Below are 22,601 nucleotides of genomic sequence, written 5' to 3' on the forward strand. Positions count from 1 at the left end.
GGATCCGCTGCCTTTTTTTTATATTGATCGGTGTGGCTTAAGAAGAACGGGAAGATGACTGTTTAGCTGCAGGGTTGACTTGCTTATTCAACCAGCTCGCGATATCGGCAAAAACGCGGATGCGTTCGAACTCATGGAAGAGCTCATGACGTAACCCTCGATAAATCGTCAGCTGTACAGCATCGACACGAACACGATTATACATGTCAAATAGATGATGGATACCTTTTCCATCGAACGCGACCGCGTCATCCCCACCAGCAAGCAATAAGAGGGGTAAGTGACGTGGATGCTGATAGACGGAAGCAAGTGCGTTGACGAGCTTCGTTGCATGCAAGAGTTCGTGGAAGAACCCAAGCGTGACCGTTTGACCGGACAATGGATCTGCATCATAGCGCATGACGGATTGAGGATCCGAAGAGAGCCAAGCATTTTTAGAAAGTGCTGGGAAGAAGCGTAAGTTATACCGCCCGAACACGAGTTGTCCGAACCGCTCAGCAGGGTGTGTTGCTGACAGCTGATGGATTTGACGTTCGACGAGTTTTTGGCTGACATCACCGAGTAGGCCTGTGCTAGTCGGAGGACCACTCGCGATGATTCCAGCTACTGTATGACCGAGTGTTTGACCAATCCGGCGAGCGATCAACGAACCAAAACTATGACCAAAAATGAACACCGGCAATGTCGGATAACGCTCTTTGATGTCAGAGACGAGTTCTTCTGCGTCCTGCATCAATTGTTTAAACCCTTGATTCGGCTCGAGGTGTCCGAGCGTTCCGAGCTGTGCTGCTCGGGTTCCGAAACAGCGTAAGTCTGCGATGATCGTGTGGTAATGATGAGCATAGAGGAATTCTGCGAATTCCTCATACCGTGCACCATGCTCCATCATCCCGTGAAAGACGATCACGACTCCTTTAGGGTCATGGGCTTCGAGGCTATGCAATGTCGTAGTATAGCCGTCAGAGGCTATCCAATGTGAATGATCAATCGTCATGTAACTCATCCTCTCATCAAGAAAGTCCGAATACCTGTCCGTCTTCCGAAACGCCCATATGGAAGGCGGCAGGAACTGCGGGTAATCCTGGCATCGTTAATACATTCCCAGTCAATGCAACGATGAACCCTGCACCAACCGATGGTCGGATTTCGCGGACCGTGATCGTGAAGTCTTCGACACGACCATAACGAGCAGGGTCATCGGTTAAAGAAAATGGTGTTTTTGCCATACAAATCGGTAACTCATTCAATCCCATCTCCGTACACCGTTCGAGTTCGCGAAGCGCTTTGGCTTCAAAATGAACGTCGGCTGCACCGTAGACACGCTTTGCGATACGCTCGATCTTTTGACGAAGCGGTAAGACGTCAGGATACAGTGGGCGGAACTGGCTCGGTTCCTCAAGAGCGTGCATGACTTCCGTGACGAGTGCTTCGCCGCCAGCCCCCCCTTTACTGAAGACCTCACTTTCCGCGACACGAATATTACGATCCTGACACCATTCTAGGATCATGTTCCGTTCTGCTTCCGTGTCAGTGAAGAAACGATTCAAGGCAACGACGGCAGGGACGCCGAACAGACTCATCGTCTCGACGTGTTTTTCAAGTAACGCAAGACCATCTGTTAAGGCAGCGAGATTTTCTTCGCTGAGTTGCGTTTTGTCGACACCACCATGCATCTTCAAGGCACGAACCGTAGCGACGATGACGACGGCATCCGGGTGGAGTCCGCCAATCCGTGATTTGATGTTGAAGAACTTTTCGGCACCTAAATCAGCTCCGAATCCTGCTTCTGTGACAACGTAATCACTTAGCTTCAGTGCAGTTTGCGTTGCAATCAAAGAGTTACAACCATGTGCGATGTTCGCGAACGGTCCACCGTGAATCAGTGCCGGTGTTCCTTCGACGGTTTGAACGAGGTTCGGACGAAACGCATCTTTTAGAAGCAACGTCGCAGCTCCTGACGCCTGAATATCTTTGACCGTAACCGGCTGTTGATCGTACGTATACGCGACGACGATGCGGCTCAAGCGTCGTTCGAGATCCGTGATAGAGTCTGCTAGACAGAGGACCGCCATGATCTCGGAAGCGACCGTGATATCGAACCCATCTTGACGCGGTACGCCATGAGCAGGACCACCGAGACCAATCGTGACTTGGCGCAAGGCACGGTCATTCAAATCAAGAACGCGTTTCCAGACGATACGACGCGGATCGATGCCAAGGATGTTACCTTGATGCAGGTGATTGTCGAGCAAGGCACTGATTGTATTATGAGCAGATGTGATCGCATGCATATCGCCTGTGAAATGAAGATTGATCTCTTCCATCGGTAGGACTTGGCTATAGCCACCACCACACGCGCCACCTTTTAAGCCCATCGTCGGACCGAGTGAGGGTTCCCGTAAACAAATCATCGTCTTTTGGTTTGCCCGATGCAACGCCTGTCCGAGTCCGACAGTGACGGTTGATTTTCCTTCACCGGCGGCTGTCGGATTGATGGCAGTGACAAGGATCAATTTACCGTAAGATTTCGTTGCCAATCGGTTCAACAGTCCGTCTGTCAACTTCGCTTTATACTTTCCGTACGTATCAAAATCCTCTTCTTGCAAACCAATTCGGTTCGCAATTTCTCGAATCGGGCGTAAGACGGTTTGCTGTGCGATTTCTAAGTCTGAACGAATGGTCTTTTCCATGGTATCGACTCCCTCTTTGATTGGATCTCTCTTTTTTCTAATAGTAGCGTATCTAGTGCGAACGCGCCAAAAGAAAACGTTCAATATTTTCCACCCAATGGGTCAAATGGTGACGTGTTCAAGTGTTAGAGAAAGACGTACTGTAGAGTGGAGGAGGGATGAAACAATGACATCTGGACAAAAGAAGTGGAAACGCGGTCTTGATTTTTGGCTCTTCGTCGGACCGGTCTTTCTTGTATTCGCAGTGATCGTGCTTGTACCGTTTTTCAATGGCGTCATGTATTCGTTCACGGATTGGAACGGTGTAACCGGAGAATTAAATTGGATCGGCTTTGATAACTATGTCCGTCTCTTTACGAGTGACGAGCAGTTCCAGCAGTCATTTTGGTTGACGACGAAATATACGGTCGTCGCCGTCATCTTAACGAATGTCGTTGGTTTCATCTTGGCGTTCTTATTGACACAAAATATTCGCACGCGTAATTTCTTACGAACGATTTTCTTCATGCCAAACTTGATCGGTGGGTTGATCCTCGGGTTCGTTTGGCAGTTCATCTATGTCAAAGGCTTCGCATCGATTGGTGAATTGACAGGGTGGAGTATATTTGAACTTCCATGGTTAGGAGATGCCCGGACAGGATTCTGGGGTATCGTCATCGTTTCGATTTGGCAAGGTGGCGGTTACATCATGGTCATCTATATCGCAGCTCTACAAAACGTGCCACAAGAGCTGATTGAAGCAGCAAAAATCGATGGTGCCAATCGTCTCTCGACGTTACGGAACATTACGTTGCCACTGATCATGCCGTCGGTCACGATCTGTTTGTTCTTGACGATTTCATGGTCCTTCAAGTTATTCGATACGAACTTATCCCTAACGAATGGTGGACCATTCAAATCGACCGAAATGCTTGCTTTAAACATTTATAAAGAATCGTTTACGAACAATAATCTTGGACTCGGGTCAGCGAAAGCGATCATCTTCTTCGTTGTTGTCGCCGCGATTACAGTCACTCAAGTCTATCTGACGAAAAAACGGGAGGTGGAAGCATGAGTACGGCACAACCGTTACCCACTCCGCAAGAGGAGAAACCGAAACGCTCCAAAAAGACGAGAGGTCGTTATTCATTCCGTCTTGGAACAGTCGAACTGGCAGCCTTATTGATGGGGCTTCTGTATATGATTCCGTTTTATTACGTCGTCTCGAATTCATTCAAGACGCAGGGAGATATCTTTACGAATACCTCGGGTCTACCAAAAGAATGGATGACGTCCAACTATTCAGAAGCATGGGAAGCCATGAACTTCGGAAAAGTCTTTTTAAACTCCGTCATCATTACAGTCGGCGCTAACGCGGTCATCATCATCTTTTGTTCGATGGCGGCTTGGAAACTCGTCCGGACGAAAACACGCTTGTCGACGATCATCTTTTTCTTATTCGTTGCCGCGATGATCATTCCATTCCAATCGATCATGATTCCCTTATCGAAACTGTCTGGTGATCTCGGATTGCAGAACAGTTATTGGGGATTGATTCTGATGTATCTTGGTTTTGGATCTGGATTATCAATCTTCTTATACCATGGATTCATGAAGTCGATTCCTGAAGAAATCGAGGAGGCGGCCATCATTGATGGTTGTTCACAATGGGGTGTATTCTGGCGTATCGTGTTCCCATTACTCAAGCCCATCACGGTGACGATCATCATCTTGAACACGCTTTGGATTTGGAACGATTTCCTACTACCATCGCTGATGTTACGAGACGTCGATTTACGGACGATTCCACTTGCGACGTTCTATTTCTTCGGTCAGTATACGAAGCAGTGGGACTTAGCACTTGCCGGACTCGTCCTCGGGATCATTCCGTTATTGTTGTTCTTCTTTGCCTTGCAAAAACAGATCATTCAAGGAATTACGAGTGGATCCATCAAATAATTTTTGTAAGCGCGTTCTCGCTTCTGCGAGAACGCTTTTTTCATGATTCACACGTCAGATTAATCTGACAACTTTTATTTTTTTTGAAAAAAAGTCTTTTCAAACACTTGCGACCTGTTGTACGATGTTCTCAATTCAATTGTAACAACGACGTTGAAGGGAAGAGTAACACCTTGTACGACCGTATAGCGAGCTGGGGATGGTGAGAGCCCAGTCGGAAGCAAGATGCGAAGAACCTCCCGGAGTCGCTACCCGAACCCGAATGTCAGTAGGCGTAGCCGGAGTTGCCTGTCCGTTATCATATGGCCGAAGATGAAGTGATTCGTCTTTTGAGTGAGCAACATCGTTGCTAACATGGGTGGTACCGCGGAACCGAGTCTTTCGTCCCATATTCTTGGGAAAGAAGGGCTCTTTTTTATGGCTTCTTTTTCAAAACACAATTGAGGAGGAACACCACCATGACAACACTCGTATCGATGAAACACACACAGGAAGCTATCACACTCGTAAAGAAACGCTTTGAAGAACGCTTTTCGACGACACTCGGATTGACACGTGTCGAAGCACCATTGTTCGTAGAAAGCACACTCGGTGTCAACGATCATCTCAACGGCGTAGAGCGAATCATTCGCTTCGATGCGTTGGATCATACAGCAGATCTTGAAATCGTACAATCTCTTGCGAAATGGAAGCGTCAAGCGCTTCATACGTATGGATTTGAAGCAGGAGAAGGCTTATACACGTTGATGCATGCGATTCGTCGCGATGAGATGCTGGATGCGACACACTCCATTCACGTCGATCAGTGGGATTGGGAACGTATCATTACGAAAGAACAGCGGACGAGTGCTTATTTACAAGAAACGGTACAAGCGATCTATGCAACGATTCGTCAAGTTGAGCAAGAAGTGGAAGCGGAATACGGCATTTCAGCGATCTTACCGGAAACGATTCATTTCATGACGACGCAAGAGCTAGAGGATGCGTATCCGACACTTTCGACGAAAGAACGTGAAACAGAAGTCACGAAAGCATATGGCGCCGTTTTCCTCATGCAAATCGGTGGCGCACTGGCTTCAGGTGAGAAGCATGATGGTCGAGCGGCTGACTACGATGACTGGACACTCAACGGTGACATTTTAGTACACCACCCAGAAATCGGAGCATTCGAATTGTCTTCAATGGGAATTCGCGTTGACCGTGAAGCGCTTTTAAAACAGACGGCGATTGCTCAAGAAGAGGATAAATTGGCGTTCCCGTTCCATCAAGGTGTGCTCGAAGAGCGTCTACCGTTAACGATGGGTGGAGGAATCGGTCAATCCCGCATGGCGATGTTCTTATTGAAGAAAAGTCACATCGGTGAAGTCCAAGCTTCTGTCTGGTCAGAAGAGACGCGTAAAAGTCTCCAAGCGGAAGGCATCCACTTGCTCTGACATATATATATAGTAAGAAAGCGTCAAAACAGGATGTTTTATAAAGCAAAGGGCATGCTTCGATTCAGAAGCGTGTTCTTTTTTTTAGGTTCGTAAGACCTCAGGCGGAGGAAAGACGTGTCGATTCCTGATAGAATGGGGATAACAATAAATAAGAAAGAGGTGAAGATATGTCTTCTTTATTGATCGTAGGATTACTCATCCCTGTATTATTCCTCGTATTCCTTTGGTTCAACATTAAAGGATTACGGACGATGTGGCGGGATTATAAACAGACAGGCTCAATCGTTGCACTCGGTTTCTTCATTGTCGGGATTATCGGAATCTTCACAGGCGTCTGGACGACGTTAGTCGTCATCATTTATTATCTCCTCCGTCCAGCGAGAGGATGAACGGAGGGTTACTCGTATGTTGGAATGGTTGTTTTCAGCCGGAGAATCCAATCTCTGGCTGTTTTTAGGAATTATGATCGTTGGTCTTGGAACAGAATTGATTCCGGCAGAAGTGGGCTTACCGTTGCTCGGTCTATATGTGTCGAACGGAACGGTCAGCTGGACAGCTGCTGTTCTGGTCGGTTTTTTAGGAAGTCTGATGGGCGCGACGGTCTTTTATCTTCTAGGTCGTTATGCAGGTCGTCCGATACTTATACGGTACGGCAAATGGTTACTGATTAAAGAAAAAGAAATTGAGCAAGGGGAGCGCATCGTCGGGAAATACGGAACATGGTCTGCTTTGTTCGGTCGCTTTTTCCCCGTCGTGCGCTCGGTCGTCTCGATTCCGTGTGGTTTGTTTGGTCTTTCGTTCAAACGCTATTTACTCGCTTCAAGTATTGGACTTTTTCCGGTTTCCTTCTTTTACATCTGGGTCGGTGAACGATTCGGAGTAGAACGTGCTGAATCCATGCTAAAAGGATTAGAACAGGAGTTATGGTGGATCTTAGGTGGAATCGTCGTGATTCTTGGTGGATACGTTCTCTACCGTCGTGCTAAAGCGAAGCGTAAAGAACAGAAGCAAGACACACAAACGAAACAACAAGATTCATGAATATGTAAAAAAACAACGCAGTGGATCTTCAGGATCCACTGCGTTGTTTCATGAACAGATCAAGCGGGAGGAAACAGGAATCGCTTCAGTGTCTTGATCCGATGTTTTGGGGTAAGGAGTAGTAGCTGATCATTGCCTTCTAGGGCAGTGTCCCCACGTGGTGTAATGATTTGATCATCACGGATGATGGCCGTGATCAAAAATTCCTGAGGCAAATCAATCTCTGAGATCGCCGTTCCAATGAATGGATGGGACATCGGTAACGTCAATTCAATGATTTCCGCATTCGGTTTACCGATTGACATGAATTCAATGACGGTATGGATAGCAGTAGTCTGTGTTTCGTTCAGTCGTAACCGCTCGGAAAGGAACGTCAACATACTTCCTTGAATTAGCGTTGATAATAAGACTGTGAAAAACACGATATTGAAGATCATCGATGCATTCTCGATATCCGCAACGAGAGGATATGTCGCGAGAATGATCGGTACCGCTCCTTTTAGACCAGCAAAAGAAATGAAAACCTTCTCTTGCCACGAATAACGAAACGGAAGAAGACTCACCCAGACTGACAAAGGACGAGCGATGAAAATTAAGATCAGCGCCAACGCAATGGAAGACAGGATGACCTGGACATCGAGCAATTGTTTCGGAAAGACGAGTAGACCGAGCACGATGAACATTCCGATTTGGGCAAGATGCGCCATACTCATCGTAAAACGGACGAGTGTCTGTCGGTAGACGAGTTCATGATTACTGATGTAGATCGCTGTGACATAAACAGCTAAAAATCCACTGGCATGAAACGTATCAGCTAAACCGAAAGACAGGAAAGCAAACGACATGAGCATGATCGGATAAAAGCTAGAAGAGGACAAATCGATCCGATTGATCAAGGTCGAAGCTGCCCATCCGATGAACAAACCAATCAGAAGTCCCATCGCCATTTCCCAAACGAGTGATCCAAGTCCCGATAAGAGTGATGCTTCTTCAGGGTTTGTTACGAACTCAAGGAACAAGACAGTCAAAAAGACGGCCATCGGGTCATTCGTACCGGACTCGACTTCGAGTGTTGATCCGACTTTCCGTCGAATCGGCTGACCACTCAAGACAGAAAAGATAGCAGCGGCATCCGTCGAACCAACGATTGCCCCGAGTAAAAAAGCATTCGCCCAACTGAAGCCCAGAATATAATGGGAAGCAACGGCAACGATGGATGTAGCGATGAAGACCCCGAACGTCGCAAGCGAGAGGGAAGGGGCTAATTCATGACGCACTTCCTTCCAAACCGTTTGCAGACCACCTTCGAATAAGATGATGATGAGGGCGACAGTTCCAAGAAGCTGAGCCAGTTCTGCATCGTCAAAACGAATGAACCCCGTAATGTCGCTTCCGGCAATCATACCAAGAGCGATAAAAATCAGTAGAGCAGGAATATTCAGACGACTTGATAACTTCGTCGTCCAGACGGCGGCAAACAGCAATATACCAATCAATAAAATCGTGAGTTGCAAGGACATGGCATCAAACTCCTATTCATAAAAGAATCTCTAGTTTCATGATACAACAATTCCGACGAAAAGACTCGGATAACGATTGTTCAATATTTTCCACCACACCGGACAACTTTCTCTCTCTTCATTGCAAGCGTTTTCATTTATTGTGAAGATGTAGCACGAAATGAAACGAAATCAGGGAGGGAATCCGAATGCGTAAAAGAAGATGGGCAGCATTACCTGTCGTCACGACGGCGATGGTCGTCGCTTTGGCAGCATGTGGTGGCGGTACATTGAATAGCGATGACTCGAAAGATAGTGGTTCAAAAGACGGTAAGACGCTCAACGTATTCCAATTCAAGGCTGAAATCGCAAAAGACATGGAAAAGATGGCAAAAGCGTATGAAAAGGAAACCGGGACGAAAGTCGTCGTGCAAACAGTCGGTGGTGGATCGGACTATGGCGCGGCTCTGAAATCACAGTTCGCTTCAGGTAATGAACCAGATGTCTTTAATAACGGTGGCTTTACGGAAGCAAAGACATGGCAGGATAAGTTAGAAGATTTGTCAGATGAAAAGTGGGTCGGTGATCTAACGGACCTATCAAAAGAGCCAATGACGATCGATGGTAAATTGTATGGTATGCCAATGAACCTTGAGGGCTATGGCTTTATCTACAATAAAGATATCTTCAAAAAAGCAGGTATCACGGAACTTCCGAAAACATTAACTGAATTGACGGAAGCTTCTAAGAAGCTGAAGGCAGACGGAGTGACGCCATTCTCGATTGGGTACGGGGAGTGGTGGATTCTCGGTAATCACCTTTTGAACATTCCGGTTGCACAGCAGGATGATCCAGATCAGTTCATCGCGGATCTTAACTCTGGAAAAGCGAAGTTCGAGGACAATAAACAGTTCAAGGATTTCATGAATCTATTTGATTTAACGATTGAGTACGGTAATAAAAATCCGTTAACGACGGATTACAACACACAAGTCTCTCAGTTTGCTGAAGGTAAGACAGCGATGCTTCAACAAGGGAACTGGGCACAACAATTGATCACGGACGTCAATCCGGACATCAACATGGGCTTCATCCCGATGCCAATCAATGATGATAAAGAAAAAATGGATCGTCTTCCTGTTGGCGTACCAAATAACTGGGTCGTCAATAAGAACTCGAAGAACAAAGCAGAAGCGAAAAAATTCCTCGAGTGGATGGCGACGTCTGACACAGGAAAAGACTACATGGTCAATAAATTTAAATTCATCCCTGCCTTCAAATCAATCGAAGCGAAGGATTTAGGACCGCTTGCAGATGATATTCAAGCGTACTCGAAAGACGGAAAAACCATCTCATGGAACTGGTTCAAGTATCCGGATGGTGCTGTAAACGAGTTCGGAGCGATTATGCAAGCATATGTTGGTAAGCAAAAAACAGCTGACGAGATGCTGCAGGACTTCACGAAAACATGGGATAAAATGAAAAAATAAGAAGTGATTCAAAAAAACATGCCTGTTCCGATTAACTGACGGAACAGGCATGTTTTTTTATGATAAGAAGAATAATTGGATGAAGAAGAGAAGCGCGAACACATAGATGAGTGGATGGACACGCTCTTTTTGGATAGCTTTCATGATTGGATAGACGATGAAACCGAATGCGATACCGGTTGCGATGCTACCGGATAATGGCATGATCAAGATGACGAGGAAAGCCGTGAAAGCTTCGCTGAAATCATCCCATGGAATCTGTTTGATATTTTGAATCATGAAGGCACCGACTAAAATCAATGCTGGCGCAGTAATCGCAGGGACGCTCGAAATCGATTGAACGAACGGTCCAAAGACGGCAGATAATGCGAATAGAATCCCGACCGTCACGGATGTGAGTCCAGTCCGTCCACCAGCAGCGACACCCGCTGCAGATTCTACGTAAGCGGTTGTGGGACTTGTTCCGAACAATGAACCAGCGACCATCGCAGTCGAATCAGATAATAGGGCACGTTCGCTGTTTTTCAATGATCCATCTTCTTCAATCAATCCAGCCTGTTCTCCGACAGCGACCATCGTACCTGTCGTATCAAACATCGTCACGAGAACGAAGGAGAGGACACCGCTGAACAGACCGTATTGGAACACGTCTTGAATGGCGTTGAACGGATTCGTGATGATCAATCCTTCTGGTAAAGTCGGTAACGCAACGAAGGAATCGGAAAACTTCAATTCACCTGTCAGGAATGCAATCAATCCAGAGAGAATCATGGCATATAAAATAGCACCTGGTACACGTTTGATCGTCAAGATGGCTGCAACTAATAGTCCGATGAGTGTGATCAATGCTTCTGGTGACGTCAATGCGCCAATCGTGACGAGTGTATCTTCACTAGCGATGAGAATTCCTGACATCTTGAGACCGAGTGAAGCAATGAAAAGACCGATTCCACCTGTGATCGCAAGCTTTAATGTCATCGGAATGATTTCAATCAGCTTCGTACGGATTGGTGAGAGTGATAACAATAAGAAAATGACACCAGCAACGAAAACAACTGAGAGTGCTGTCTGATATGGAATCTTCTCACCAACGACAAGTGTATAAGTAAAATACGCATTGAGTCCCATTCCGGGTGCGACTGCGATTGGTAGATTCGCATAAAGCCCCATCAGGAGTGTACCGATCAATGTCGCGATGATCGTCGCAGAAAAAGCTTGGGCTTGGGGGATACCGGCATCTGCTAAAATCGTCGGATTGACGAGCAGAATATATGCCATCGTAATGAACGTCACGAATCCAGCTTGGATTTCACGTTTTACGGTTGTTTGATGTGCGGCAAGTTTAAACATGGATAAAAGGACCACCTTCATAACAAATTGATTAAAAAACGAACATTGATGATATTATAGTAAAATTCATTCGGAATCAAGTCGAAACAAAAAAGAATTTTTTATAGGAATCAAGAAAGAGAATATCAGGAAATGATGTAAGCGGATTCAAGGTTATGATACGATTGATTACAAGAAAAAGGATGGGGGCGCCTTTTATGAAAAGTATCCGGACGCGTTTGATTCGTCTCGTCGTCCTGGCGATCTTGATTCCGACAGCCCTCGCGACATCGATTTCCTACTTGTATGTGCGGCACCAAAACATTGAACAGGCAGAACGTTCTAGCCTGAACGTGTTGACACGGGGAAATACACAGGTGACCCATTACATAGAGGATATCCGCCGTCTCTCGACAAGTCTGTATGCGAATCGTTCGTTGATGAACATCATGCGCGTCGGAGCAGATCAGGAACTAGACGAATCCGATGGAGTCGTTTCGCGGGCGATGTTAGGTCTGTTTTTATCACGTCAGGATATCGAACAGTTACATTTCGTCATCTTAAATGGTTATTCGGAGTATTCGGTCTACAATATGAAAACGACGAGTCGGGGAACGTTTGATTGGATGCAAGAAACGGATTATTTTCGATTGATGAAACAAAAAAGTGGCTGGTTGATTGACGGAGCGCACACGATTGAACCATATAATGTCCACACGATGATTCTTGATGAGAAACAAGTCGTTAGTTTTCGTTATCGCATTGATCGTGTCGAAACAGATGAGCCGCTCGGCTTCCTTTCAGTGGATATTCCAGTCCGTGTATTTGAACAACAGTTGAAACTGTTCGAGAATGATCCGGAAGAGTCGTTATGGTTGATGACAGAACAACATATTTTGGCACAGACTGGGGCAGAGATGGAACTACCGGTCGATCAATTCACTGGGCAGAGTGGGAGTTTACGTGTCGGAAAATCGTTCATCGTCTACTCGAAGACGATGACGAATGGAGTTCCACTTATACTCGTCAAACGGATTCCGTATGCGTCGGTCATCCAAGGGGCGAACGAAACGGCATTGATTCTTGTTTTGATTGGTCTCGTCTCACTGTTCGTCATGATCATTGCCGCAAGTCTCGTTGCCATGCAGATCACGAAACCAATCAAACAGTTGACAGCAAACGTCTGGCGAGTCGAACAAGGGGATTTATCAGCACCATTCGTTGCGACGACGAATGATGAGATTGGATTACTCAATCGACAGTTTCAACGCATGATTCAACGGATTGATCGTTTAATCAAACGGGAGTATCGACTGGCACTTGAAAATCGGACGAATGAACTACGGGCATTACAATCCCAGCTCAATCCGCACTTCTTATTCAATGCCTTACAATCCATCGGAACGACGACGTTACAAGGGGATCGTAAGATTGCGTACCGCTCGATCACCGGATTATCGCAAATGATGCGTTATTCGATGAATAATGAGCAGACGATCGTAACGTTAAAACAAGAAGTTGACCATCTTCAGGCGTATATTCGTTTGCAACAGCAACGTTTTCCAGAACGGTTCCGTTATATCGTTGACGTCCCGTGGCATCTCAATGACATTGAAGTGCCGAAGATGATCTTGCAACCGTTCGCTGAAAATTACTTTAAACACGGCTTTCGGCAGCAATTAGCAGCGACGGAAAACTATCTCGCCTACAAAGTACGGACGGATGGTGGACGTCTCATCATTCAAATCGAGAATAGCGGCGCCATTCTTGAAACAGGACGACTTGAAGAGATTGATCGAAAAATGCGCATGCATCGTAACCCAGAAGATCTCGAGACGAGTGGGATTGGTCTCCATAATATTTATGAACGGCTCTTGATTTTTTACGGAGAACAAGCAAATATGACGCTCTCTTCTTCAGCTGTAGAGGGAGGATTCAAAATCGTGATTCGGATTCCATATGAGAAGGGGGACTTGGCATGAACGTGTTGATCGTAGACGATGAACAACATGTACGGGAAGCGGTCAAATTGCTCGGAGAATGGGACAGTTGGCAGGTCTCACATATTTACGAGGCGGAACATGGGGAAGAAGCGAAACGATTACTGGATACTGGAACGATTGATTTAATGCTGACAGATGTCGAAATGCCAGGACTCGACGGACTAACATTACTAGAATGGACAAAAAATCATCATCCAAAGGTCGTCACGATCGTGCTGACAGGGTATGATGATTATACGTATATGCGACGTGCTATTTTGCATCAATCCTTTGATTATTTATTGAAGCCGGTTGATCCAGATGTACTCAATGATGCCTTGTCCCGCGCGATGGAATGTATCCATCCGGTAGTGGAATCAGGGGAAGCGATTGATCAAATCGCCAAATACATCGAAACGCATTATGCGGAAGAATTGACACTGCAATTCATGAGCGAACGGTTTTACTTGAGCCGAGAGTATATATCACGACGCTTCAAACAGCGTTTTTCCGTTAACTTATCTGATTACATCCAAACGATTCGCTTGAATCGGGCGAAGGAATTATTGAGTGAGACGGAAGCGCGCATTTACGAAATCGCACTTGAAGTCGGATATCAGGACGATAAGTATTTTCGGAAAGTGTTCAAAAAACAATTCGGTATGACGCCGAATGAGTTTCGTGAATTGTTGTCGATTTAAACGACTATCGAGGAGGAATCGTACATGAGTGTACACATTAACGCAGCTGAAGGACAAATCGCCGAAACGGTCTTACTTCCAGGAGATCCGCTACGTGCTAAATACATCGCCGAGACGTTTTTAGAGGATGTCGTTCTTTATAACGAAGTTCGAGGAATGTATGGCTTCACAGGTACTTACAAAGGTAAAAAAGTTTCGGTTCAAGGAACAGGTATGGGTGTACCATCGATGTCGATCTATGCAAACGAACTCGTTCAGTCATACGGTGCGAAGAACTTGATCCGTGTCGGAACTGCCGGTGGGATCACTCCAGACGTTAAAGTTCGTGACGTCGTCATCGCGATGAGTGCTTCGCATGACATGGCACAGAACCGTGTCCGTTTTAATGGACTAGACTACGCACCGACAGCTTCTTTTGATCTGTTGCATAAAGCATATACAGCAGCTAAAGAACAAGGTATCGATGCAAAAGTCGGTCAAATCTTCACGACAGATCAGTTCTATCAAGATGATTTCCATCACTTCAAAAAATGGGCGGATTTCGGATGTCTCGCAATCGAGATGGAAGCGGCAGGTCTTTACACACTTGCAGCAAAACATAAAGTAAACGCACTGACGATCCTGACGATTTCAGATCATCTGTTGACAGGTGAAGAAACGACATCGGAAGAGCGTCAGACGACATTCAACGATATGATGAAAGTTGCGCTTGAAACAGCGATTCAATTATAAGAAGTAAGACGGAGAAGCCTCTCCGTCTTTTTTCATAGTCGAAAAAGAGATATGGTAAGATAAAGGCAGTGTTATAGATCAGTTAAAGGGGAGATTTTCGGATGGAGACAACGATGACAGAGACAGTTCTTTCAGAGCGCCTTGAGACACAGCGTCACTTTTTCCAAACAGGTGCAACACGAAGTCTAGCTTTTCGCTTAAGTATGCTGACGTTCTTACGCCAAGCGATTGAAACGCATGAAGCCGCGATCTATGAGGCATTAAAACAAGATCTCAATAAAGGACAGCATGATGCTTTTACGACGGAAATCGGTTTCGTTTACGGAGAGATTCAACGGATGGAGCGACAACTCCGTCGACTGGCACGCCCGAAGCGTGTCGCAACACCGCTTCTGCATATCGGCTCAAAAAGTGAAATCCAGTACGAACCCTATGGCAACGTCCTTGTCATCGCACCATGGAACTATCCTTTCCAGCTCGCACTTGCTCCGGTCATTGGTGCGATTGCGGCGGGGAATACGGTCGTCCTTAAACCATCCGAGCTGACACCGAATGTCTCTCGTGTATTACGAGAAGTCTTTGAAACGGCATTCCATGAACGATTCGGAATCGTCATAGAAGGAGATGCTGAAGTCAGTAGCGCCTTATTAAACGAACGTTTTGATTATATCTTCTTTACGGGTTCCACACGCGTCGGAAAAATCGTGCATCAGGCTGCGGCGAAGCATTTAACACCGGTCACACTTGAACTGGGTGGGAAATCACCGACGATCGTTCACAAGGATGCGGATCTTCGTCTAGCAGCGAAGCGGATCGCATGGGGAAAATGGCTGAATGCCGGACAGACATGTATCGCACCGGATTACGTATTAATCCATGAAGACGTCAAAGAACGTTTCTTGCAGTTGATTGAAGAAGAAGCCTTCAAACAGTACGGGAATGGCGTCGGCGTCTCATCCTACGTCAAAATCGTATCGGACGATCATTTGAATCGTCTCAGCAGTTACTTGTCGCAAGGGACGATTGAATTCGGTGGACAAGTCGATCCGGAAACGCGTAAGATGGCGCCGACCGTCATGACGAATGTAGCGATGGATACTCCAGTGATGCAAGACGAAATCTTCGGACCGATTCTACCGGTGTTGACATACCGTGAAATCGAAGAGGTCATCGCGTTCGTCAATGATCGTGACAAGCCGCTTGCGCTTTATCTATTCACAGAGAACAAAGCCGTCGAACATCGTATCCTTGAACGGATTTCATTCGGTGGTGGATGTGTCAATGACACATTGATGCATGTCGCACAGCATCACTTACCATTTGGTGGAGTCGGGGCGAGTGGCATGGGTGGATATCATGGCAAGTATAGTTTCGAGACGTTCAGCCATCGTAAAGGAATCGTCAAAAACACGACGGCGTTCGATTTACCTTTCCGCTACATGCGAACAAATAGCAATTCCAAATGGATGCGCTTTTTGTTATGATGAGCTGTGATTAATTGACTTAAGAAGGAGCTCTTCACTTGAAAGATCAAGTAAAACAGTGGATGAAACGAACAGGCTTGATTGAACGCAGTCTGCGAACCATCATGAAAGTCTTTACGTGGTTGCCACAAAAATCAAATCGAGTCCTTTTCGAGAGTTTTCTCGGAAAGCAATATAGTGACAGTCCACGTGCCATCTACGAATTGATGCGTACGATGCATCCGGAGTGTGAGTTGATTTTTAGTAAACAACGAGGTGTTAAGTTTCCGTCAGACGTCAAGACGGTAGATCGGTTGACGTTCCGCTGGATTTATTTGCTCGCAACGTCACGGGTCTGGGTATCAAACAGTCGGTTACCGGGATGGTTGATCAAACCGAAAAAAACGTATTATCTTCAGACATGGCACGGCACACCGCTCAAAAAGCTCGCGCTTGATATGGATGACGTCCAAATGGCGAATACGACGACTGAGCGGTACAAGCAAGGATTTAAGCAAGAGACTGCAAAGTGGTCTGGCTTAATTTCTCCGAATGCCTATTCTAGTTCGATCTTTCGGCGGGCATTTGCTTTTGAAGGTGAGATGCTAGAAATTGGATATCCTCGAAATGATATATTTTATCAAGAGGCACGGCATGCTAAAATCAAAGAAACGGTTTATCGCCACTATGAGATTGATTCTTCGAAAAAAGTCTTGCTGTATGCACCTACTTGGCGAGATAATGCGTTCGAAGGTCAAGGGAAATATTCATTTGAGCTGCCCTTTTCGTTAAAGGAATTTGAAAAGCGATTTGGGGATGAATATGTCCTGCTTGTCCGAATGCACTATTTAGTCGGAAGTCGTCTCGACGTCACTGCTTATCCATCCGTTCGAAATGCATCGGACTATCCGGATATCGCGGAGCTCTATATGGCGTCAGACGCTTTGATCACGGATTATTCTTCTGTCATGTTCGATTTTGCGCATTTATCGCGTCCGATTTTATTCTATACGTATGATTTAGAACATTATCGCGATCAGTTGCGCGGATTTTACTTCGATTTTGAACAGGAGGCACCAGGACCATTACTATCCACTGAGACAGCACTATTTGAAGAACTCAATCAGTTGGATGATTGGCACACACGCTATGCGTCAGCATTTCGAGCGTTCCAAGAGACGTATTGTCAATGGGATGATGGGCAGGCTTCAGAACGGGCGATGAAGACGATTGTAAAGAGAATTTACGGATAAAAGGGAGAGCAAAATCATGAAGAAGGTTATTACGTACGGAACATTTGATTTATTGCATTGGGGTCACATCAACATCTTAAAACGTGCAAAAGAGATGGGGGATTACCTCATCGTCGCGATTTCGACAGACGAATTCAATCGTTTGAAACATAAACAGTCTTACCATAACTTCGAGAATCGGAAGATGATCCTTGAAGCCATCCGTTATGTGGATGAAGTCATTCCAGAAAATAGCTGGGATCAAAAAGTAGAAGATGTGAAAAAGCATGATGTCGATCTCTTCGTCATGGGTGACGACTGGAAAGGCGAGTTCGACTTCTTAAAAGAACACTGTGAGGTCGTTTACCTCAGTCGGACTGAAGGCATCTCTACAAGCCAGATTAAAACGGAATTAGCTTCGAAGTGATTGAAGAGGAGACCACACGATCGACGTGCGGTCTTTCTTCGTAGAAGGGCAGGATGAAAGTGGTTAGAGAAGGAATCGTATGGGTCTATTTATTGTTGTTTCGTATTTGTTATGGTGTCTTTCGATGGCTACCGCTTCGACCAGTCACTTTGTTTTGGATGACGTATGGTGATAACGCAAAACCTGTTAATGATCGCTTAGCGCAGGAATTGCCAAGTGAGAAACGGTATCTTGTATATGATCATCATTTCATGAAGCAACCTGATCTGTGGAAGTCAGATCGGATTCTTCGCTTTCGTCGTTTACGATTCGTCCGATTGGCGTATTTGCTTGCGACCTCACGGACGGTCTTCATCGATAATTATGTCGCAGAATTCAGTGTCGCAAAAACGCGACGAGGAACACGACGTGTCCAACTATGGCATGCGGCAGGAACATTAAAGCAGTTCGGGCTGACCTCTTCAAAAAGTCTGTTCGTATCAGAACGGGTACGAAATCGATTTCGACGTGTTTATCAGGAATATGGCGATTTCATCGTACCAGGGATGCGCTGTGCGACACAGTTCATGGCACCACACGACTTAAAACGAGCTCATTTTAAACCATTCGGCATGCCACGAACGGACTATTGGTTTGATGAGGAGCAACGAAAGCAGAAAACACTGGAATTAAGAAAACAATATGCAAAGACTGATCGTCGGATCTTATTGTATGCACCGACATACCGGGAATACAAAGGGACAGAAGATCATACGATTCAACAGTTCGAACAACTTGCTAAAGCGGGATGGACGATTCTCGTTAAATTACATCCAACGATACGATCTCTTTCTACCTATCGTTCTAGCCATATCCATCTTTTGGACGATACGTATCAGATCAATGATTACTTGCTGATCACAGATGTTCTCGTAACTGATTATTCTTCCATTCCATTTGAAAGCTGTCTCCTCAACATTCCGGCGTTTTTGTATACACCGGACATCGACACATACCGACAACTACCAGGGCTCGTTGATCAGTATCCGAAACCGCTACCTGTCCGACAGACAGAACGGATGGAGCAGTTGATGGAGTGGATCACGTCTGATGTGATACTTGAAGAATGTCGTCAACACATGCAGAAGTTCCAAAAGAACTGGTATGATCAGACACCGGGTCAAGCAGTCAATCGAATTGTTCATCATTACTATGGTATAAATCCATGACATCACTCCTGACGATTCCTTTTGTATTCTTAAAAGTAGTCGTCAGGTCATTTTAAAAATAATAATGTGAAATGTTGAACAAAGTTTGACAATCTTTTGAAAATCCATTCTTTTCGACTGTGATGTTCTATACTAAAAGCAGAAGAAGAGGAGAGGAGAAATGGATATGCTAACTTGTGGAACGACTGAAGCCAATACGTTCGTCTTATCACCCGAAACGCGAACGTTGCTTGAGAGCTTCATGACAGAAACGACGTTCAAAAAGGATTCCATTGTCTGTTGGGAAGGGGAAATGAACGATAAGTTGTTTTATGTGAAACAAGGAGGCGTCAAACTATCGAAGTTGACGAAAAAAGGCAGTCCATTACTCATGTTTTTATATTTCAAAGGAGATTTGTTTGGCGAATTTGATGTAGGAGAAGCTTTTCCGAGTTCCTACAGTATTGAAACGATGGAAGATAGTATCATCGGATTCTTATCAAAAGACCAATTAGAAGAGCTCATGAAAAAAGACGGTGCCTTTGCGCTTGAGATCATGCGATGGCAAGCATTAATGCGGAAGCAAACGGAAACGAAATTACGTGACTTACTACTGTTTGGAAAACCAGGGGCATTAGCTTCGACGTTACTTCGCCTGATTGCGATGGAAGGGGAACAAGTGGGGGAAACGTATCGTCTTGCGAAGCGACCATCCGACGGTGAATTTGGTCAATTGATTGGTGCACCACGTGAAACGGTTAATCGTATGTTTTCTCAGTGGAAAAAAGAAGGGGTCATTTCGATGACTGCAAAAGAAATCATCATTCACGATCCGCAATATCTCCGGGATTTGTGTCATTGTGAAGGGTGTCCGGCAGGTGTTTGTCGAATTTAAGATGTACGAATAATCCCGACGCGAAACAGGACTTTCCTGTCTCGCGTTATTTTTGTGTATAAAAGTTTTTTCTACGCTCGTTTAGATGTGAACTTTCTGTGTGTTTTCGAAATGAAAAGTGCGGAATTTTCATATTTAAAGTGATATTTATCACAGTTTCCAGACTTGCTGAATTCTTACAATAAAGACAAGTTCAGAGTAGGAAAGGAGTAATCACGATGAGCCAAAAGACAGAATCGAATCTAAAAGGAACACTCGTTGCCGTCCTGATCGTAGCAGGTGTCATCATCGGGATGTGGAGCTCAATCTTTTTATTATTCATATCACGTTAAGGGGGAGTCACGATGCACATTCATCGTTTAGAAAAAATCTGGCTGATCTTCGGAGTAGCGATGCTAGCGGTCTTCTTAACTATCATCGGTGTATCCGCTTTTGCATCCGGAAATCAACCACCATCTGATGCGACATTGATTGATCCGACAAAAGTCGATCAAACGAAACCGTTTGATAAGCCAGGACTAAAAAAGATTGATGATGACCGATACGAAGCGGTCATCGTTTCACAAGCTTTTCAGTTTACACCAAAAGATATGGTCATACCTAAAGGGGCGACAGTCGATTTTCTCGTGACATCGAAGGACGTCGTACATGGATTCGAAATCGTCAAGACGAACGTCAACATGATGGTCGTTCCGGGACATATTAATTCGATTGAGTACACGTTCAAGGAAGCAGGCGAGTATCTCGTCGTCTGTAATGAATATTGTGGAAATGCCCATCATATGATGGCAACGAAAATCAAGGTGGTGGAATAAGATGAATGCTATTTCAAATAAACTAAGACAGTTCGAGATGGAGCGTGGTCTACCCGCTACCGTCATCGGAATCAAGGAAGCGAAACTGGCCTTCGCCCATGTTAGTTTTTCACTTGTTGCTTTATTGATCGGTGGTCTATGTGGATTACTACAAACGATGGTACGGACAGGTGCCATTCCAGAAATCGCGGGAATCGGATACTATGAACTTCTGACTGCGCACGGATTGATGCTTGCGATCGTCTTTACGACGTTATTCATTTTTGGATTATTGTTCTCATTTTTAGGTCAATCGTTCGGACGATTCGAAGAGTTTCCGCGACGTCTCGGATGGGTCGGATTCTGGTTCATGATTCTTGGTGTCGTCCTCGTCACGTGGATGGTACTTGCAGGTGAAGCTTCCGTCCTCTATACATTCTATGCACCACTGAAGGCGCATCCCGTTTTTTATATCGGACTCGTCATCTTCGTCGTTGGAACGTGGATCGCGTCTGGTGCCATGTTCCGTATGTATGCTGATTACAAGCGGGAACATCCTGGCGTTCATCCACCGCTTCAAGCCTACATGAGCATCATGACTGCCTTGTTATGGGTGGTTGCGACACTCGGTGTAGCAGCAACGATTCTCTTTCAGTTACTTCCCTTATCCCTCGGTTGGACAGATAAGGTCGGAATCGAGCTATCCCGGACGCTATTTTGGTACTTCGGTCATCCACTCGTCTATTTTTGGTTGTTACCTGCCTACATCGTCTGGTATACGGTCATTCCGAAAATCGTTGGTGGGAAGATTTTTTCTGATGCGTTAGCACGCATGTCGTTCTTGTTATTCCTACTCTTTTCATTCCCTGTTGGTTTTCACCATCAATTGTTAGAGCCGGGGATTTCTGCATTTTGGAAGTATGTCCAAGTCGTCTTGACATTCCTCGTCATCATTCCATCATTGATGACTGCTTTCTCGATGTTTGCGACTTTTGAGTTGGCGGGTCGCCGGAAGGGGGCAACTGGCATATTTGGTTGGGTGAAGAAAATGCCATATCGCGATGTCCGGTTCCTTGCACCGTTCATCGGGATGTTGTTCTTCATTCCAGCGGGTGCAGGTGGTGTCATTAATGCATCGCATCAGCTGAACATCATCGTTCACAACACATTGTGGGTCACGGGACACTTTCATATCACGGTCGGTGCTGCTGTCGCACTGACGTTCTTCGGAACAGCCTACTGGCTTGTCCCGCTCTTACGTGGTCGGACGTTAACAGCGGCAATGAATCGTCTCGGGCTTATTCAAACGGCTGCCTGGACGATCGGAATGCTCTTCATGTCGACTGCGATGCACATCTCAGGACTACTCGGTAATCCACGACGGACGGGTCCAGCCGCCTACTTCAAAGATTCAATCGTCGCTGACTGGATTCCATATCATGTCGCAATGGCGATCGGCGGAACGATTTTATTCATCTCGATTCTGCTATTCCTCTATGCGATGTTCCAACTTGCCTTCCGCACGCCAAAAGGAACGGAAGAATTTCCGATTGCTGAAACGGAAGAAGAGGCGATGGCAACGCCACTCTTCTTTGAAAATTGGAAGTTATGGATTTTCGTAACGTTCGCTTTGATTGCGTTTGCGTATACGGTGCCGATTTGGCATATGATTGAAAATGCCCCTCCAGGAGCTCCCGGATGGAGACTCTGGTAAGACAATGAAGAAGGGACTGACTCAAAAAAGAATGACGCGTCTTTTCACGCC

At 45.6% G+C, this 22,601-nt stretch carries 21 protein-coding genes and 1 other annotated feature; of the genes, 17 read left to right on the forward strand and 4 right to left on the reverse strand.

Annotated elements, in window-relative coordinates; translation table 11 throughout:
* Positions 1-37 precede the first annotated feature (37 nt).
* Positions 38-994 carry an alpha/beta fold hydrolase gene (locus KNQ18_RS15135; protein ID WP_082202576.1) on the reverse strand — a complete coding sequence of 319 codons (957 nt, stop codon included), beginning with the start codon at positions 992-994 and terminating at the stop codon, positions 38-40.
* A gap of 16 nt (positions 995-1,010) precedes the next feature.
* Positions 1,011-2,690, reverse strand: coding sequence for a formate--tetrahydrofolate ligase (locus tag KNQ18_RS15140; RefSeq protein WP_215085323.1), 1,680 nt, complete (start codon positions 2,688-2,690; stop codon positions 1,011-1,013).
* Positions 2,691-2,856: 166 nt separating this feature from the next.
* On the opposite strand from KNQ18_RS15140, the gene KNQ18_RS15145 reads away from it, so the two are divergent.
* The 5 genes from KNQ18_RS15145 (at position 2,857) to KNQ18_RS15165 (ending at position 7,105) form a co-directional block, all read left to right on the forward strand.
* Complete coding sequence (locus tag KNQ18_RS15145; RefSeq protein ID WP_023467232.1) at positions 2,857-3,744, forward strand: carbohydrate ABC transporter permease; 888 nt, start codon at positions 2,857-2,859, stop codon at positions 3,742-3,744.
* Positions 3,741-4,628: a carbohydrate ABC transporter permease gene (locus KNQ18_RS15150; protein ID WP_058703664.1), complete on the forward strand. Its 888-nt coding sequence runs from the start codon at positions 3,741-3,743 to the stop codon at positions 4,626-4,628. Before KNQ18_RS15145 ends, KNQ18_RS15150 begins: the two co-directional genes overlap by 4 nt.
* Positions 4,629-4,772: 144 nt before the next feature.
* Positions 4,773-5,020: a binding site (T-box leader), on the forward strand.
* A 66-nt stretch (positions 5,021-5,086) separates the two neighbouring features.
* Positions 5,087-6,061, forward strand: a complete 975-nt coding sequence (asnA, locus tag KNQ18_RS15155; RefSeq protein ID WP_215085325.1) for an aspartate--ammonia ligase — start codon at positions 5,087-5,089, stop codon at positions 6,059-6,061.
* Positions 6,062-6,231: 170 nt separating this feature from the next.
* Positions 6,232-6,453: a hypothetical protein gene (locus tag KNQ18_RS15160; protein ID WP_058703665.1), complete on the forward strand. Its 222-nt coding sequence runs from the start codon at positions 6,232-6,234 to the stop codon at positions 6,451-6,453.
* 16 nt (positions 6,454-6,469) lie between these two features.
* A complete protein-coding gene (locus tag KNQ18_RS15165) occupies positions 6,470-7,105 on the forward strand; it encodes a DedA family protein (protein ID WP_149426856.1) in 636 nt (211 codons plus the stop codon).
* A gap of 59 nt (positions 7,106-7,164) precedes the next feature.
* On the opposite strand, the gene KNQ18_RS15170 is transcribed toward KNQ18_RS15165, so the two are convergent.
* The gene (locus KNQ18_RS15170; RefSeq protein ID WP_215085327.1) at positions 7,165-8,625 is read right to left on the reverse strand and encodes a potassium/proton antiporter; all 1,461 of its coding nucleotides are present in this window, start codon (positions 8,623-8,625) and stop codon (positions 7,165-7,167) included.
* A gap of 188 nt (positions 8,626-8,813) precedes the next feature.
* On the opposite strand from KNQ18_RS15170, the gene KNQ18_RS15175 reads away from it, so the two are divergent.
* Positions 8,814-10,094 carry an ABC transporter substrate-binding protein gene (locus KNQ18_RS15175; protein WP_064300814.1) on the forward strand — a complete coding sequence of 427 codons (1,281 nt, stop codon included), beginning with the start codon at positions 8,814-8,816 and terminating at the stop codon, positions 10,092-10,094.
* 57 nt (positions 10,095-10,151) lie between these two features.
* Here the strand turns inward: KNQ18_RS15175 and KNQ18_RS15180 are convergent, their stop codons facing one another.
* Positions 10,152-11,444, reverse strand: coding sequence for an NCS2 family permease (locus tag KNQ18_RS15180; RefSeq protein ID WP_149426858.1), 1,293 nt, complete (start codon positions 11,442-11,444; stop codon positions 10,152-10,154).
* 197 nt (positions 11,445-11,641) lie between these two features.
* On the opposite strand from KNQ18_RS15180, the gene KNQ18_RS15185 reads away from it, so the two are divergent.
* The 11 genes from KNQ18_RS15185 to KNQ18_RS15235 all read left to right on the forward strand — a co-directional run bounded on the left by KNQ18_RS15185 (position 11,642) and on the right by KNQ18_RS15235 (position 22,550).
* Positions 11,642-13,405 (forward strand): sensor histidine kinase, encoded by a 1,764-nt coding sequence (locus KNQ18_RS15185; protein WP_215085329.1) that lies wholly within the window; start codon positions 11,642-11,644, stop codon positions 13,403-13,405.
* Positions 13,402-14,106, forward strand: coding sequence for a response regulator transcription factor (locus KNQ18_RS15190; RefSeq protein ID WP_050678245.1), 705 nt, complete (start codon positions 13,402-13,404; stop codon positions 14,104-14,106). The genes KNQ18_RS15185 and KNQ18_RS15190 overlap by 4 nt, the downstream gene beginning before the upstream one ends.
* Positions 14,107-14,130: 24 nt before the next feature.
* Positions 14,131-14,838: a purine-nucleoside phosphorylase gene (deoD, locus tag KNQ18_RS15195; protein ID WP_023467244.1), complete on the forward strand. Its 708-nt coding sequence runs from the start codon at positions 14,131-14,133 to the stop codon at positions 14,836-14,838.
* Between the two features lie 101 nt (positions 14,839-14,939).
* Entirely contained in the window at positions 14,940-16,322 is a 1,383-nt protein-coding gene (locus KNQ18_RS15200) for an aldehyde dehydrogenase (RefSeq protein ID WP_215085330.1), read from the forward strand.
* Positions 16,323-16,384: 62 nt separating this feature from the next.
* Complete coding sequence (locus tag KNQ18_RS15205; RefSeq protein ID WP_050678274.1) at positions 16,385-17,554, forward strand: CDP-glycerol glycerophosphotransferase family protein; 1,170 nt, start codon at positions 16,385-16,387, stop codon at positions 17,552-17,554.
* Positions 17,555-17,570: 16 nt separating this feature from the next.
* The gene (gene tagD, locus KNQ18_RS15210) at positions 17,571-17,960 is read left to right on the forward strand and encodes a glycerol-3-phosphate cytidylyltransferase (protein WP_050678243.1); all 390 of its coding nucleotides are present in this window, start codon (positions 17,571-17,573) and stop codon (positions 17,958-17,960) included.
* Between the two features lie 53 nt (positions 17,961-18,013).
* Positions 18,014-19,168 (forward strand): CDP-glycerol glycerophosphotransferase family protein, encoded by a 1,155-nt coding sequence (locus KNQ18_RS15215; RefSeq protein ID WP_050678242.1) that lies wholly within the window; start codon positions 18,014-18,016, stop codon positions 19,166-19,168.
* A 160-nt stretch (positions 19,169-19,328) separates the two neighbouring features.
* On the forward strand, positions 19,329-20,042 hold the full coding sequence (locus tag KNQ18_RS15220; protein WP_251133442.1) for a Crp/Fnr family transcriptional regulator: 714 nt from the start codon (positions 19,329-19,331) through the stop codon (positions 20,040-20,042).
* A gap of 218 nt (positions 20,043-20,260) precedes the next feature.
* A complete protein-coding gene (locus KNQ18_RS15225) occupies positions 20,261-20,374 on the forward strand; it encodes a cytochrome C oxidase subunit II (RefSeq protein ID WP_082202575.1) in 114 nt (37 codons plus the stop codon).
* Between the two features lie 12 nt (positions 20,375-20,386).
* Entirely contained in the window at positions 20,387-20,857 is a 471-nt protein-coding gene (locus tag KNQ18_RS15230) for a cytochrome c oxidase subunit II (protein ID WP_050678241.1), read from the forward strand.
* A gap of 1 nt (position 20,858) precedes the next feature.
* Positions 20,859-22,550 (forward strand): b(o/a)3-type cytochrome-c oxidase subunit 1, encoded by a 1,692-nt coding sequence (locus KNQ18_RS15235; RefSeq protein ID WP_133208545.1) that lies wholly within the window; start codon positions 20,859-20,861, stop codon positions 22,548-22,550.
* Positions 22,551-22,601 lie beyond the last annotated feature (51 nt).

This window comes from Exiguobacterium sp. s78, assembly GCF_018618985.1.
Lineage (GTDB): Bacteria > Bacillota > Bacilli > Exiguobacteriales > Exiguobacteriaceae > Exiguobacterium_A > Exiguobacterium_A abrahamii.